This is a genomic window from Bacillus chungangensis (assembly GCF_030812995.1).
Lineage (GTDB): Bacteria > Bacillota > Bacilli > Bacillales > Bacillaceae_C > Bacillus_CF > Bacillus_CF chungangensis.
Map to the genome: position 1 here is coordinate 45,568 of NZ_JAUSTT010000010.1, position 15,151 is coordinate 60,718.

Annotated in this window: 14 protein-coding genes; all 14 read right to left on the minus strand. The window is 36.0% G+C overall.

Annotated elements, in window-relative coordinates; genetic code table 11:
• Positions 1-96 precede the first annotated feature (96 nt).
• The 14 genes from J2S08_RS09675 to J2S08_RS09740 all read right to left on the minus strand — a co-directional run bounded on the left by J2S08_RS09675 (position 97) and on the right by J2S08_RS09740 (position 14,914).
• Positions 97-600, minus strand: coding sequence for a hypothetical protein (locus J2S08_RS09675; protein ID WP_370875663.1), 504 nt, complete (start codon positions 598-600; stop codon positions 97-99).
• 295 nt (positions 601-895) lie between these two features.
• Positions 896-1,444 carry a peroxiredoxin gene (locus J2S08_RS09680; RefSeq protein ID WP_307228990.1) on the minus strand — a complete coding sequence of 183 codons (549 nt, stop codon included), beginning with the start codon at positions 1,442-1,444 and terminating at the stop codon, positions 896-898.
• 259 nt (positions 1,445-1,703) lie between these two features.
• Entirely contained in the window at positions 1,704-2,714 is a 1,011-nt protein-coding gene (locus tag J2S08_RS09685; protein WP_307228992.1) for a hypothetical protein, read from the minus strand.
• A 109-nt stretch (positions 2,715-2,823) separates the two neighbouring features.
• Positions 2,824-3,228, minus strand: a complete 405-nt coding sequence (locus J2S08_RS09690) for a hypothetical protein (protein WP_307228994.1) — start codon at positions 3,226-3,228, stop codon at positions 2,824-2,826.
• Between the two features lie 414 nt (positions 3,229-3,642).
• Positions 3,643-4,350: an ABC transporter ATP-binding protein gene (locus J2S08_RS09695; RefSeq protein ID WP_307228996.1), complete on the minus strand. Its 708-nt coding sequence runs from the start codon at positions 4,348-4,350 to the stop codon at positions 3,643-3,645.
• A gap of 5 nt (positions 4,351-4,355) precedes the next feature.
• The gene (locus tag J2S08_RS09700) at positions 4,356-5,636 is read right to left on the minus strand and encodes a hypothetical protein (protein ID WP_307228998.1); all 1,281 of its coding nucleotides are present in this window, start codon (positions 5,634-5,636) and stop codon (positions 4,356-4,358) included.
• Between the two features lie 2 nt (positions 5,637-5,638).
• Positions 5,639-6,508, minus strand: a complete 870-nt coding sequence (locus J2S08_RS09705) for a hypothetical protein (protein ID WP_307229000.1) — start codon at positions 6,506-6,508, stop codon at positions 5,639-5,641.
• Positions 6,509-6,663: 155 nt separating this feature from the next.
• On the minus strand, positions 6,664-7,302 hold the full coding sequence (locus J2S08_RS09710) for an ABC transporter ATP-binding protein (protein WP_307229002.1): 639 nt from the start codon (positions 7,300-7,302) through the stop codon (positions 6,664-6,666).
• Between the two features lie 8 nt (positions 7,303-7,310).
• Positions 7,311-9,515 carry a DUF1430 domain-containing protein gene (locus tag J2S08_RS09715; protein WP_307229004.1) on the minus strand — a complete coding sequence of 735 codons (2,205 nt, stop codon included), beginning with the start codon at positions 9,513-9,515 and terminating at the stop codon, positions 7,311-7,313.
• A gap of 114 nt (positions 9,516-9,629) precedes the next feature.
• Complete coding sequence (locus tag J2S08_RS09720; RefSeq protein WP_307229006.1) at positions 9,630-9,998, minus strand: lactococcin 972 family bacteriocin; 369 nt, start codon at positions 9,996-9,998, stop codon at positions 9,630-9,632.
• 414 nt (positions 9,999-10,412) lie between these two features.
• Positions 10,413-11,042: a response regulator transcription factor gene (locus tag J2S08_RS09725; RefSeq protein WP_307229008.1), complete on the minus strand. Its 630-nt coding sequence runs from the start codon at positions 11,040-11,042 to the stop codon at positions 10,413-10,415.
• A gap of 680 nt (positions 11,043-11,722) precedes the next feature.
• Positions 11,723-13,393 carry a formate--tetrahydrofolate ligase gene (locus J2S08_RS09730; protein WP_307229010.1) on the minus strand — a complete coding sequence of 557 codons (1,671 nt, stop codon included), beginning with the start codon at positions 13,391-13,393 and terminating at the stop codon, positions 11,723-11,725.
• A 119-nt stretch (positions 13,394-13,512) separates the two neighbouring features.
• On the minus strand, positions 13,513-14,220 hold the full coding sequence (locus J2S08_RS09735) for an AIM24 family protein (protein ID WP_307229012.1): 708 nt from the start codon (positions 14,218-14,220) through the stop codon (positions 13,513-13,515).
• A 4-nt stretch (positions 14,221-14,224) separates the two neighbouring features.
• Positions 14,225-14,914, minus strand: a complete 690-nt coding sequence (locus J2S08_RS09740) for a class I SAM-dependent methyltransferase (protein WP_307229014.1) — start codon at positions 14,912-14,914, stop codon at positions 14,225-14,227.
• Positions 14,915-15,151 lie beyond the last annotated feature (237 nt).

A 15,151-nucleotide genomic window follows, 5' to 3' on the forward strand; every position in this document is an offset into this window, starting at 1 on the left:
CCCGCCTTTTCCTTTATCATATTCCTTTTACGGCAACTGAATATTAGCATAATCGGTATTCTTTCTATTTCGTTCGGCTACATTTATTCGCTGCGCTTAAATATAACCTTCATCTAGCTCGTACAATGTTTTTACCATATGATGAATCATTGCAATACAATCGTCGATCATGTTTTCTGTAATGAAACGATGAAAATCAATGCTAACGACCATCCGCGTTCCATGTTGAGAAGAAATTATTTTCTTTTCATCATATGTTCGAGTTTCTCCCCACAGCTCTTTTACCTGCTCTATGTTTATATTGTGTTCGCTTTGCCAGCCGAAATCAATGGACACATAAGCGCCTGGCTGCTGGAATCCACTTTTTTTGATTAATTCTGCCGCTAATTGTTCCATTGTCGCTTCCAGTGTAAATTGAGTATAAAGCGACGGCAATGTATGGTTTCTAAGAGCAAACTTTATTTCATAGCGTCTTGACATTGTTGCTAAATCAACTAAATCCTTCCGATCAAGGACTCGGATGTCACCGCTCAAATCTAAATCATAAATGGCGCCTTCGAGCACTACTTTTAAGTTATCAAAAGCAGTTGGATCAAACATCATTACTTCGCTCCTTTTGTCTTCCTGCTTCTTCAGATTAGAAGCAGTGCATCCTGCTTGAGGATTTCTTAAGATAATGACATCTTACCATATTATTTCACGTTTTAAACAAGATAGATGTTCATGCAGTTTAAAGCAAGTTCACATAGATAAGCTAGTACCTCGGACGATATCAGCTTGATTTGGCTAATAACTCGCCTGCTCACTTCCGTTTCATGTTAGCTGAATCCAATAAAACGGAAGGGGCTGTTTCCAAAAGTGATAAAAATGACTTTTGGAAACAGCCCCTTCGAGATCAATATGAGCTTTTGGATTGCAGCACGTCGTCGCCTATTTTCCAATCCATCGGACACATCCCGCCGCTTTGCAATGCAGCTAAAACACGCAGCGTCTCATCTGCACTTCTGCCTACATTCATATTTGTCATGACAGCATATTGAATAATGCCTTCTGGATCAATAATAAATGTAGCCCGATGAGCTGAAGTTGTTTGTGGATGAAGCACACCGTAAGCTTCTGCGACCTTCTTCGAAAAATCAGATGCTAGTGGGAATTGTAGATCACCAATCCCATTTCCTCCTTCATTTTTCAACCAAGCCCGATGTGTATAAATGCTATCTGTACTTACTGCCAACACTTCTGTATTTATTTCTCGAAATGCTTCCACTCTACTGCTTAAACTTTTCATTTCCGTAGGACAAACGATAGAAAAATCAAATGGGTAAAAAAATAACAATAGCCACTTTCCCTTGTAATCTTCTAAAGTAGTTGGGATTGGCAAGCTGGATAGACTCGAAACCGTATCTAATTTAAAACTCGGTGCTTTTTCCCCAATATTTAACATCTTACCTAGCTCCTTTTCGATCATTCAAGTTCACTATTCTCCTTGATTATAGACTTTATGCCTACCTAGGACAAGGGAACTAGCTTAGAATTTTAGTTGACATAATTAAATTATTGTACACAGATAATAGACTTAAAGAAAAAACCTTCAGAACGAAGGCCTTTTCTTGAAGAGATAGTCAGATTTCACACATCATAGAGCCAGAATTTTTAGGGGCGAGAACAGCATTCATCATTCTAAATTTTAGTGTAAAATTGGCCTATTTTACTTCTAAAGTAAAGCGGACACTTGAGTATACTTCAAAATTCGATTCATCATTTATTTTTGCAAATGGATTAGAGACTGCCAAAGCGATCACTTCATAAAATCCAGGTTGTTCCGGAGCAGTTAATGCTATTTCACCAATGCCTGTTTCGCCTGTTGGGATCTCTAAAAGTTTATATTTCTTACCATCAATGTTTACTTGCTCAAATCCAATTGTTGCTAATAATAATATTTTTTCTGCATCACTTCCTAATGTAGATGCATGATACATTAGATTCAGTTTTTCTCCTGGCTTTATTGTGATAACTTTATTTACATGAGGCAAGATATTTGTATCAAGTATGCTGTAATGAAAATCTTCATTTAAGGTAAATCTATACGTTTGGTCTATCGTCTTTGTCGCTTTCTCATATGTATGATAATCGATAAATTCCACATCATTGATATCGTATACGATGTCATATACTGCATTCATGCCATACCAATCTGATTGGCCACTAATATCTTTTGCATTAATATCATGACCGATCGTAAACGATATGAGTAGTTTGTGATTCCCCTCCATTTTAAGATCACGAGGAAGATATAATAGCAGTTCTGCCTCATAGCCATCATCTAACTCAAATTTGTAATGAAGATCATAGTCGTTGGTTTCAGATATTTTGAACGGTATTTGTTCATAGTCATAATATACTGTAACAATAAAATTTCTTTTCTTTCCATTATTGTTAAATTTAAGTGTTATCGGGTCATTTAAATTTTCAATATAGAGTATTTTATTTGCTTTATTACTATTTTCATCTTCAGTATTAAAGCTATTCGCGTTATATACATCAAGACCAACGCTGCTTTCCCAATCCGCATATTTAGTATTATCCCATTTCGCTACTTTCATATCAGGATGTATATTTACTTGTTTGTTATCGTTATTATCACAGCTTGCGAGATGAATGATCATGAAGATTATAAAGAAAAGTCTGATACAATTTGTCATTTTTCTTCTCATAGTGGATCTCCTCTTATTCCTAATAGAAAGCTGTCTACTATTTAATACGGTTTGTTGCTTAAGGAGAAGGACTTCTAATCAGGAAGGGTCAATTTTTAATTTTCATTCATTAATAACTTTTTGATATCGTTGCGTATTGTGTACCTGATGTTTTAGTATCTTGAATTGTTCCATATCCTGTCCAAGTGACAGAGCCGGATCTTTTGAAGATTTTACCTGTTGTTGTTGAAGATGCATTAAATGCATAGTTTGTACTTGACGGAATAGATCCAAGTTCATCGAAACCAGTAACTTCAGCACTTAAATAGTATGCTTTTCCTGCAAAAGTGCTCATTGTTGCATATGCAAATTCAGGGTCAGATTTTAATTTAATATGCCCCCAAGATGCTGCTAATTGGATATCTCCGTCGCCTGAAGTTGGTTGAGTTGAAATGTCAAATCCTTGTGCAAATGCTGGTACGCTAAGGATTGAAAAAATTGCTAGACTTAGAACAAAACCTATAATTTTTTTCATTTTTTCTCCTTTCGTACCCTTACCTTTAGAAGTCCCTCTCATTAAGCCACTAACAAAATATAAAGCTCCTCGAACGAGAAATAATGCTAAAATTGTTTTTATAGAGACTCTACATAACCTTAAATAGCAGCTCACCTCGTTTCACAGTTTCCAAAATCATTTATCTTATTATGGAAATTCCGCTTTAAAATTCCATATACTACTACCTTACCATATAAAACCAATCTTAACACCGCAAAAATACCGCAATTTTTGATGGTAAAATGTAAAGTATTAAAAACAACAAAAAACAAGCTCTCATAGATGTTTATCATCCATTAGAGCTTGCTATACGGATAAAAACAAAATATACAGGCCGAACCTGATAACCATTTACCGCTTTTTTTCACACTACTTCCAAGTAGAACTGTTGTTTCATTTATTCATCCCTACTTTTCTATCCTTCTCCGAAGTGTTTACGTGTGATAACTCATTCTTCGTTAATAGGTACGTTTCATCACAATGTTCTGCTACAAAACTACTATGAGTTGCTAAAATAATCGCAATTCCTTTTGACTTTAACTTTTTAAAATAATCCAATACTTTTGAAGCGGTCTCTTCGTCTAAAGCAGCTGTTGGCTCATCAGCTACAACTACTTCAGGATGATGAATGAGAGACCGAATAATACCAATCCGCTGCGTTTCTCCACCTGATAGTTTTTCTATCCTTTTATGAAGCAAATGATCGACTTCAAAAACCCGGCTTAATTCGGTTATTTCTTTCATTGCTTTATTCTTAATGTTCATATTTTTTTCAAACCACAAAGGAACGCATATATTCTCAAAAGCACTTAATCCAGGAATCATTGGACTATGTTGTGAAATGTATCCAATTTTCTTTTTCCGAATTTCACTTAATTGATTTAAGTTCTTTGTCTCCATCTTGATATCCCCAAGAAAATATGTGCCGGAAGACGGACGTTCCAAGCCAGCAATGATATTTAATAACGTACTTTTTCCAATACCACTTTTACCTTTTATCGCAATCATTTGACTAGTTAAGATCGATAAATGTATATTTTCAAAGATAGTTGCACCGTGAAATTCTTTTTTTATGTCTTTCAACACCAGTACGGTAGACAATTTCATCATCCTTTCAATTTTTGAACCAAATCGATTTCCTTGAAAGTTTTAACAATAAACATGTTTACTATTAATACCATTCCCGCTATTATTGCAATAATGACAAACAAATAATTGACGAAAAACATGAATGGATCATCCATTAACATGAAAAGTACAAAAATGGAAAGACTGGAACCCATGAAACATGTCAATAATAATTCGTAGCGGACATATTGATAAATTTGTTTTGAATTCACTCCGCTTATCAATAAGACTTTAAAAATATCGATATTTTTTCTGATTTTTGTGATTGTTGCATATAAAAAGAGCATCATTGTCATCACAAACATCAAACAGGTGCTGACCAAAAGATAGGTTCGATTCATCTCCGTCATACCAATTAGTGCATCAATAGCTAAGCTATTAGCACCTATTAATTGAAAATCAGTAAAGCCTACTTCTTTACCAATTTTATTTACAACTCTTCTCGCCTCTAGTGGAGATAAATCTGTGACGATCGTACCATTAACTAGATTAAGTAATGAAGCCATGAAAAATAACTTATCCTCTTTTTTCATGACAAGAGATGGAAATTTTTCATAATACCATGATGGCAAAATGATATAGCGATCTATTTGTATTTCTGGATCGAACGCTGTCATGACTTTCTGAGTTGGTTCAAAAAAACCGATGACAGTTCCTATCAGGTCTTTTTTGTATACGTTAAATTCAATTTGGTCTCCTAGCTCGTATACATGAGAAAACGCTGCTCCTAAAAGAATCGGAAATTCATTTTGCTTCTCAGTATATATGTAATCCTTATCTGTAAATCCACTTCCTGTTTTTAATCTAAGTTCATTCAACTCAAAAGCAGTTTTATTGAGTTGCATTGATTTTACTGCACTATATACCTTATTATTTCTTTCAATAGGAGGGCGCTGTCCACCTCTTTCATAAAGGGGGTCAAAAATAGGACCTTCCTTAAAATCCATCACATAGATTGGCTGGCTAATTGCATGATAATACGCAAATTCTGAAGAAGAAGATATATTTCTTTCGAATCGACTTAATGTGTCATAACCTTCTTTTTTTGAAAAAAATTCAACTTCTTTTTCGTCATATAAACCATCTGATAATTTAAACATATTTTTATCTTTAAAATGGTTTGTTGTCTTTATCTCTATATGTGAAAAAGAGACATTGACGATGAACGTTAGCACAAGTAAAAAAAGTATCGTTGAGGCAAAAATATTTAAAAAGTTTAAAAGCTTATTTTGCTTAAAGAGAATCCAAGTAACCTTCAATCCTATCTACCACCTTTTTCAACCGTATTCCATTTCACGACTGCAAAACAGCTGACGATTAAATACAACACCAACCCACTAAATAAATAAATGGAGTTGTTTATCCAATAATGAGACCAAAGCGGAAAGATAGCATGTTGAACAACCAAAGCTATTAATAGCAAGGGGATTGTAATGAATACATATGGCAGCAGTTTATATGTCAATAACTTTAAAAAAATTTCATTTCTCGAATACCCGTGCAGATACATAATTCTAATAAAGTATTTTTCTTTAGATAACCAAATCATTCCTATTAACATAAATATCGCAATAGTAAACAATAGGCCTATATTGATAGAAATCATGAAATACTTATTAGAATGTAAAAGGTATGTCCCTGCATTTTCCTGAGTGATCATATTGATTGGATTTTGATTGATAATCTTATGTATAATCTCTAATTTATTACTGTTTGGTGTATGAAAGATAAATAAGTTTCCTATGGTAAAGTCAAATTGAAAGGAATCAGGAATTAGCCAAATTTCTGAATTTAATTTATAAGAATTGGGAGTATCAAAATATCCAACCACTTTGTAGTCTGGAGGAACGTTATGTATATTGACGTTCCTGCCAATAATGGCGATTTTTTCATTTGGATGGTGAATATCTGTTTTGAACTCATACTTAATAGGTGGAAGTGTTACGTTCCCATTGAACCAGACATACTTTAAGCGAGGATTTTCATCACTAACTTGTAATAAAATAAACTTACTATTACTTCTTTTTAAGGGCTTTTCCTTTTGTTCCATTGTAAAAGTGATTGCATTTTTGTTTATATATCCATTGTTGATCATATTGATATAATCAAAATAGAAAATACCCCAAATCATGCCTATACAAACTAGATTGAGAATAAAGGCAAAAATATAAAATCTCTTGTCATATCTATTACGTTTATATTTGATCATCAAAAGTTTAAAAGATAATCGTATGGATTATCTTTTAAAACCACCTCTTATTTACTATATTTGCAGCAACTATCATATCATAACTCGATTACTCGATTGCATGCTTCCGCTATGTATGGGTCGTGAGTGACGATAATGATCGTTTTGCCTTCAATATGGAGTTCTTTTAAAATACCCATAATCTCATTTCTATTTTCTGTATCAAGAGAGCCTGTCGGTTCATCAGCAAGGATTAGATCACAAGGTTTTAAAAGGATTCTTGCGATCGCAACTCGCTGCTGCTCTCCTCCTGAAAGCTCATGAATTTTCTGCTTAAGATTAATATTCAAACCTACCCTCTCCAGGGCAGCTCTTTTCATTTCCTGCTTTTCTTTTTTTGTTTTTTTTGAATAGATAAGCGGGATTTCCAAATTGGCGTTGACAGTGGCATTGTCGATTAATGCGTAATTTTGAAATAAATAAGACAGTTTTGTTCTAAGTAATTTATTGGCCTTCATTGAACCAATGCGGGGGGTGTTCTCATGAAAGAGTTTAACCGTACCGCTATCTGGCTTTTCAAGCATCCCGATAATATTGAGTATCGTTGTTTTACCTGAACCACTTTTCCCTGTAATTGCAACCATTTCCCCTGCATTGACTGTTATATTAATATCCTCTAGTACGACATGATCAGCATAGCTCTTTTTGATATTGATCAGTTCACAAATATTCCCCATACCGTAAATTATCCTCCCTTTATTACCTTTAGCTTGTTCCGCCGTTCGATGATGATGAGAGCAATTATTGAAGCAATAAATTCCATGATCATGAATAGCGCTGCTACACTGAATAATTCGTACCCAACACTACCATTGACAATTGCACAAATGATGAGCTGCACAATCCACGTCGATAATAGCAACATCATGTAATTCTTATATGTTCTAAAAAAACCGATTCCGAATAGGCGATTGACCACATACTTCTGTTGATGTTTATTAAAAAACACAATCAGATTTTGTACGATCAATATCAATAATCCAGTCAAGATCGCAACACCAACAATCAAAAGCAACTTTAGGTACTTTTTCAAATGATAGATCTCTTCCAATATATATTGATCAATTGTGACGAGATATTTTAAATTATCATCTATTTTCAGTCTTTCTAATGTTGGTTTCAATGTTTTATAGGTGAGCGCAGGATCTCTATCAATCAATTTAACTTTCATTGCATCTCTGCTACCGTTACCAAGTGCAGCGAAATCCTTTATGAGATCATTCTTTTCGGTTAAGACTTCGATAATTGGATCTATGATCATTTGATGCTGATCTGGAAAAACATCTGGATTAAAGCTAAATATCTCCTGATCATTCGCTGTCCATATAATATCAAGTGCTTGATCATCTACATAGTCTGGTATTTCTAGTTGCAGTTGCTGTTCTGCAAACTCCATTCTCGATCGTCCTTCATTCTCAAAAAAAGTTCGTATTTCTTTTTCACGATGACGATATTTTTCAGGTACAAGTAAAATCAAGTCTTCATTTTCTTCGGATACGCTGATAGGCACATGATGTTCGTCATACACAGGGTAAGCTTGTAAATAATTATTGTTGACCCTTATTGAAAAAATCCCATCATAATTTCTATTTAGCGATAAAGAAAGCGCTTCATATTCTCTAGCATCAATAAAAATGGAACCCATCTGATTCAAAACTGGGTATAATTCTGAACTAAAGGCGGCTCGGTATCGTAGCAGCGAGTCGTCATCATGATCATGTCCGATATACAAAGGATAAAAAATCCCGTAATCCTTACTTTGTTCCCAGTTTTTTAAGCTTGCTTGTTTTTCGGTTAGCACTACATACTCTTTAAAAATATTGAGCCCAATTAATACGAGGATAACGGAACATACGATTTTGAGTAGTAAATTTAATGCCAAAATTCCATTTGTATCTTTTCTATTTTTTATTGCTTGACTAATGCTGATTTTCGCTGTGTATATATACGCTCCTAAAGATAGGATAGCAATAGCGAAATACGTGAAAAATTGATTGAAAATAACCCGAAAAACAAAGCGAAAGGTTGTGTTCTCCACTAATAATCCACAAGCGGTTGTGATGATGGTCAGCACTACAAAAGTGATAACAATCAGCCTGCCAACAATCAGCCACCATATATGAAAGTTTGATAACCCATGCATTTTCATTGTGCCAATGTTTTTCGAGATAGTAAAAACATAGTAGATCATTAATAATAATAAAATCACTAAAATGACACTATAAATCATTGTCAAATGATCAATAGACGCAGTCGTTTCCGCCTGACTCTGGTGATCATCGACTACAAAATCATCTCGTGTATAGTCAGCTCCATATTCTGCATAATATTGATTGATCTTGTCTGCAAAAGTTGCAATAAAATCGTTGAATGTCTGTTCATTTGATGCTTCTACAAAATAATGACCATCAACCGGTAAATAGTCATATGATTTTTTAAGCGGATGAATTGTGATAAGATGCTTCCCTCTGAAGCTCTGAATCTGTCCTTTTTGTAGCTTTTGATGAGTATTTTTTGTCGTTAAAAAATGCTCACCCTCTTGTGTTTCTTCAGCGCTTAATACTTGTCCGCTTTTTAGCTTGATATGATGAAAGAAAGTTGTGTCATTCGTTAGTAAAATGTATTTTACAATTTCCACCGTTTGATCTTCTTTATGGTGCAAGCTCGGTCTAAATATATTCACCTTATACGCTTTTGCTATTTCTACTAAAAAGGGATAAATCTCTTCTGGATCAGCTAATAAAAGGTGATTTGGGATAGTAAACTTATACGCTATCTGCTTCTCAAGATTATCAATTTTTTCAAATTCTGTATGATCTGTTTGTTGAAAGGTCATGTAAAATGAACAAAGAGAAGCTAGGATAAGAAAGAGGATCACAATTTTCTTCAAAATAAAATGCTCCTTTAATGGTTGTGATGAAATAGAAGTATCATCATGAATCTTGTTAGAATCCATGATGATACTTTTAATGTAGAAAAACTATTTCAGTAATTCAACTATTTCTTAATAGATTTTCCAATTTGCTTTTGTTTTATCATTAATACCACCAACTGCACTTGAATAGGAGGTAACCCCTGCTTTTGTCCTACCGCTATCACTCTTGCGGGTTCCTATCGAACATGAAGATCCATGCACTTTATCTGGATGATAATAATTGGAATAAACCTCCTTTTTTAACGGTAAGACAAGTCTTGTACCGTAATCCCAGTTTCCTCCACCTACGTTTTCATTTGCAAACGGTGTAACCATTTCATTTGTTAATACATCAGTAAGATCGACCTCACCACTAGTTTCATTGTTTTCAGCCATTGCACCAGCTGGTAAAGCAAGCATCGCAATCATAACTGTCCCTAGCAATTTTTTCTTAAGCATCAGAATTCCTCCCTTTTCATTCCATTTTTTCTTTTTCTGATGGTACCAAACAGAAATTTTTTTGTGACCCCTAATTTATTAAGGGAAATCCAATTTATTACAAGCGCTTACCAATACTGTATCATAGAAAGTGAAACGTAACACCGCAAATTTCCCGCAATAAAACCGGAGTTTTTTTGACGGTTACCGTAAAAATGATATTCGATTTTCAGATTTATTTAATTCTTACTAGCATTTTTTAACCAAAACTCATTGTTTGATAGTTGATTTAAACAATGAGTTTTAATGCAACACTTCATAAAAATCGTCAGTAACTAAATAAAGTTTTTTTACCAACTTATTTTCAGTCTAAAACATAGTCAATACGATTTCTCTCCGTAAAATAATGTAAGATGATCAAGTAAGATAACGGGGTTACCTGATTGCTTCAATATAACCAAGTTCGCTAGCCTTCATTACCGCTTTCGTGCGGGAATCTACACCGAGTTTTTTAAAAATGTTTGTAAGGTGGTATTCGACAGTTCTGGGACTAAGGAAAACAACATCAGCTATTTCTTTATTTGTTTTTCCATACGAAACTTGTTTAAGAATATTGATTTCTTTTCTATTAAAATAGATTGTACCTAACTTTCTTGTTTTTATTTTTCTTAGTTGAGGCAAGAATTTAATTGGGATAACAGCATCCCCCTGTAATGCTGCCCGAATTGTTGCAATTAATTGTGCTTTTGATGCTGTTTTGCTGACAAAGCTTGAGACTCCTGATTCTATTATTAGATTGAAATACGGCTCAATATCATCGTTTGTATAAAGAATAACGATTGTTTCAGAATCATTTTCTGTAGCTTTCTTCACTAATACTTGCCAGCTTAATATTGGCATCCTTAAATCAAATAAAAGAATATCAAATTTTTGTTCGCGTATTAGTGCTAGTGCATCCTTGCCAGAATGAAGAACCGTCACATGAAAATCTTTTTCCTGTTCAAGAAGCTTCTTTGTTCTTTTTCCGGCTGATGCATGATTATCAATAACTAATAGCCGAATCAATCCTTTCCCTCCTATTCTTCGGTTCCTAGCTTTTGATGGAAGTCTTGCTCCTAGGTGAATACGAGACAAACAATGAAATTACCATTTTTACCATAATATATGAACAATGTTAATTATATCATACAAATGCTAATATTTAGAAATAACGATAGCAATAGCTTTTTTCAATTATCGTTCCGTTTTCGGCATTTTTTATGATGTTGAAGGAGAATGCTCTCCACTGAATGAATTTATCATCACCGAATTCATTCTCTCATTTTCGACTGCCATTTCATCCGCTTACATAACTCAGCATTTTAATCTCCCATAAACCTATCAGCAGGAAGCCTTTCTTCATCCTGACGTTCGTAGTCTCTTTTTTTAGATATGGAGCTTCATGTAAAAATAGACCTTGGATAAAGTGAAACTTCCTTCAGTGGGGGTTTTCTCTCATCCCCCACTGAGAAGTAGAACAAAGGCTAGAGATCGCAACGTCCTGTTGCAACGCCTTTCTGACCGACATCCTGTCGCCCTGAACCAATCGGACATTTGACTTTCAGTTATCCCCCACCCAGCGCTTCTGGTTCCTCTTACTCTTGAGGTGGGGGTCTTACTGCCAGTTAGATGTGGGATAAAAACAAAAAACACCCATTAGCGAAGTTTTCTCTTCGACTAATGGGTGTTCGCTTTAAAAAGCTGCTTTAAAACAATCCAACAGCATTTCCATGTTCATCTACATCCATTTTATTTGCTGCTGGTACTTTCGGAAGGCCTGGCATTGTCATTACGTCACCTGTGAGGGCGACAATAAAGCCTGCACCAAGCTTTGGCTTTAATTCGCGGACATGAATGGTAAAGCCTTCTGGACGTCCAAGCCGCTTTGGATCATCCGATAAGGAGTATTGCGTTTTTGCCATACAAACAGGAAGGCTTCCCCAGCCAAGTGCATGAAATTGCTGCAATTGTTTTTCTGCTTGGGAAGAAAATTCTACTGAGGCTCCACCGTAAACCTTTTCGACAATCGTGCGTATTTTTTCGTCAATTGTATCAGCATCATCGTATAAATAATGGAACTGATTTTCTTTCTCTTCGATCACTTGTAATACTTTTTCAGCAAGATCCAGCCCGCCTTCTCCGCCTTTTTCCCATACTTCTGTTAATGCAACTGGAATGTCATGCGTTTCACACCACTTTTGCAGGGCAGCGATTTCTGCTTCTGTATCAGCTGTGAAGCGGTTGATGCCTACGACATAAGGAAGTCCGAATGCTTCAATCGTTTCTACATGTTTTTTAATATTTGCGAGACCGTTCTCTAAAGCTTGTATGTTTTCTTGATTCAATTCATCTTTTCCAACACCGCCATGCATTTTCAAAGCACGGATTGTCGCAACAATGACAACGGCAGCCGGTTTTAAATTTCCGGATCTCGCTTTTATATTCAAGAATTTTTCCGCACCTAAATCTGCACCAAAACCTGCTTCGGTTACGACATAATCTGCTAATTTAGCAGCAGTTTTTGTTGCCATAATACTATTGCAGCCATGAGCAATATTTGCAAAAGGGCCGCCATGTACGAGAGCAGGTGTTTGTTCTAATGTTTGAACAAGATTAGGCCGCAGCGCATCTTTTAATAATAAAGTTAAGGCGCCTTCAACACCTAAATCACCAACAGTAACAGGCTTTTTTTCCACATTGTAAGCGATTACCATTCGAGATAGCCTCTTTTTTAGATCTTGTAGATCTGTAGCTAAACATAAGACGGCCATCACTTCTGAAGCAACGGTAATATCAAAGCCATCTTGTCGTGGAACTCCTTGGAATGGACCTCCTAAACCAATGACCACTTGTCTCAACGCTCGATCATTTAAATCAACCGCTCGTTTCCAGACAACGCGACGTTGATCAATGTGCAGTTCATTGCCTTGTTGCAAATGATTATCAAGTAGAGCTGCAAGGGCATTGTTCGCAGTTGTTATCGCATGTAAATCGCCTGTAAAATGAAGGTTGATATCTTCCATTGGCAACGCTTGGGCATAGCCGCCGCCTGTCGCTCCACCTTTAATTCCCATCGTTGGTCCAAGAGATGGTTCGCGAAGGGCAATCATCGTCTTTTTCCCTAAACGGTTGAGAGCGTCTCCTAAACCAACTGTCACTGTTGACTTCCCTTCGCCGGCAGCAGTTGGATTAATCGCAGTCACTAATATAATCTTGCCATCAGGCTCTTGCTGCAAAGACTCGATTTTATCATAGGTTAGCTTTGCTTTATATTTTCCATAGTAGTCAAAATCAGCTTCTGTTAATGCCATCTTTGCGGCAATGTCTTTAATCGGAACAATGGTAGCTTGTTGGGCAATTTCAATGTCTGTTTTCATATTTGACCTCCACTATGATATGTATTCAGCTAATGAAAAGAAGTAAGAGAAACGTGCATCCTAATGCTATTCTATTGTATCACGCTTGCCGAAGGAATGTTAGTTTAGCATACATCTTTTCAAGATTTGCTGGGCTCTTCTGAAAAGTAAGCTTCCTCAAGCGGCTGCACGACAACGAAACCTTCGCCGACAAACTTCATTTGGATCGATTCGCCGCTGCCTCTTCCTAAAAAAGTCTTGAAAGAAATATCTGTTGCAAAATCTGGCTGCAAACTTCCTGACCAAGCGACTGTTGCATTTGGGTCTGTAAAAACAGGGCTGTCTGGTGTAACGATTAATGTAAGTGGTTCATAATAGGTTGTAATAGCGACTAACCCATTCCCCTCCAGCCGAACATTAAACAAGCCGCCAGCAACCATACCGGCAATTTTGCGCATGAGCTTGATATCCCAATGAATAGATGGTTCAAAGGATAGAAGATTATTGCCATTAACAAACAGAGCATCATGTTGCAAGGAAAGAATCGATATCTTCTTTCCTTGTTCGGCTAAGTACAGCTTTCCTTTACCTGTTGCCTTCATTAAAGGCGTACCTTCACCTGTAAAAGCTTTTTTAAACAATCTTCCGAAACCGTGCTCTAAGATTCCTTCTCGTTCAAACTTTATCTCACCATGGTAAGCCACCATTGTCCCCATTTTTGCCCAAATTTGCCCATTTAAATTCACTTCCAAGAAACGGGGTGTTTCTAATTCAAATATGCCTTGATGTTTATCTTTCTGTTTTGTTTGTTGAACAAATTCTTGAATGGAGTAGCGCTGATTATTCATCTGGCTACACTTCCTTCCCGATATTCTTCATCATGAAAAGAGTTAGAAAAGTAAGCGCTTGCTTTAATTCGCGAGATAGCCCTTGTAAATGCTGAGAAGCAACCCCTCGTTTATAGACGCCATGTTCGGCGATTTTCTCCCAGCCATGATCAACTGCCAATGCTTCAAACTCCCAAGGCATCATTGTATTACAAATAACATGTTCACCGGTTAATCTTGCATAACTATTCTTTCGCGGCTGCGCTGTCGGTCCGAGAATACCGAAGCATGCACAGCCATTAGGTTTGACAATTCGTTTGCACTCATTTAATGCATGTAATGGCTGTTCCACCCATTCCAATGAATTAATTGCAACGATCCCATCGAATTGATTGTCTGAAAATGGCGGATTGTTAAGATCTCCAAGGACAAATGCCAACCCCAATTGCTCATGTTTTTTCGCAATTTTCACCATCTCTTCGGAAATATCCATTCCTGTTACATCGTATCCTTCTTTCCAAAATAGAAAAGAACCGTAGCCATCCCCACACCCTAAGTCAGCAATGGAATGGCCAATCGGAACATGCTGTCGGAAAAACGGAATAATGTCTTTACGGCTGCCTTGATCCCACATTTCGATACTATGTTTATGCCAATAATCAGCCCGCATATTCCATTGGATTTTCGTTTCTTCACTCCATGAAAACTGTTTCATTCCATTCCTCCCGTATAAAAATTTTTCTTATATTATTTCAACGTTAGTAATGCATTAAATGGTACACTATAAGATGATTTCCACGTTCACCCTATTTTCCCTGCATTGATTTTTAAAAACTGCACAACTTTTAAATTTTTCTTTCAACACCAAATACAGAAGTACTAGCTCAAAAAACGGAATGTATCAGAAAAGAGGAGGGATTTTTTCTTCGTGCGATGTTTTCAAGAAGTCTTC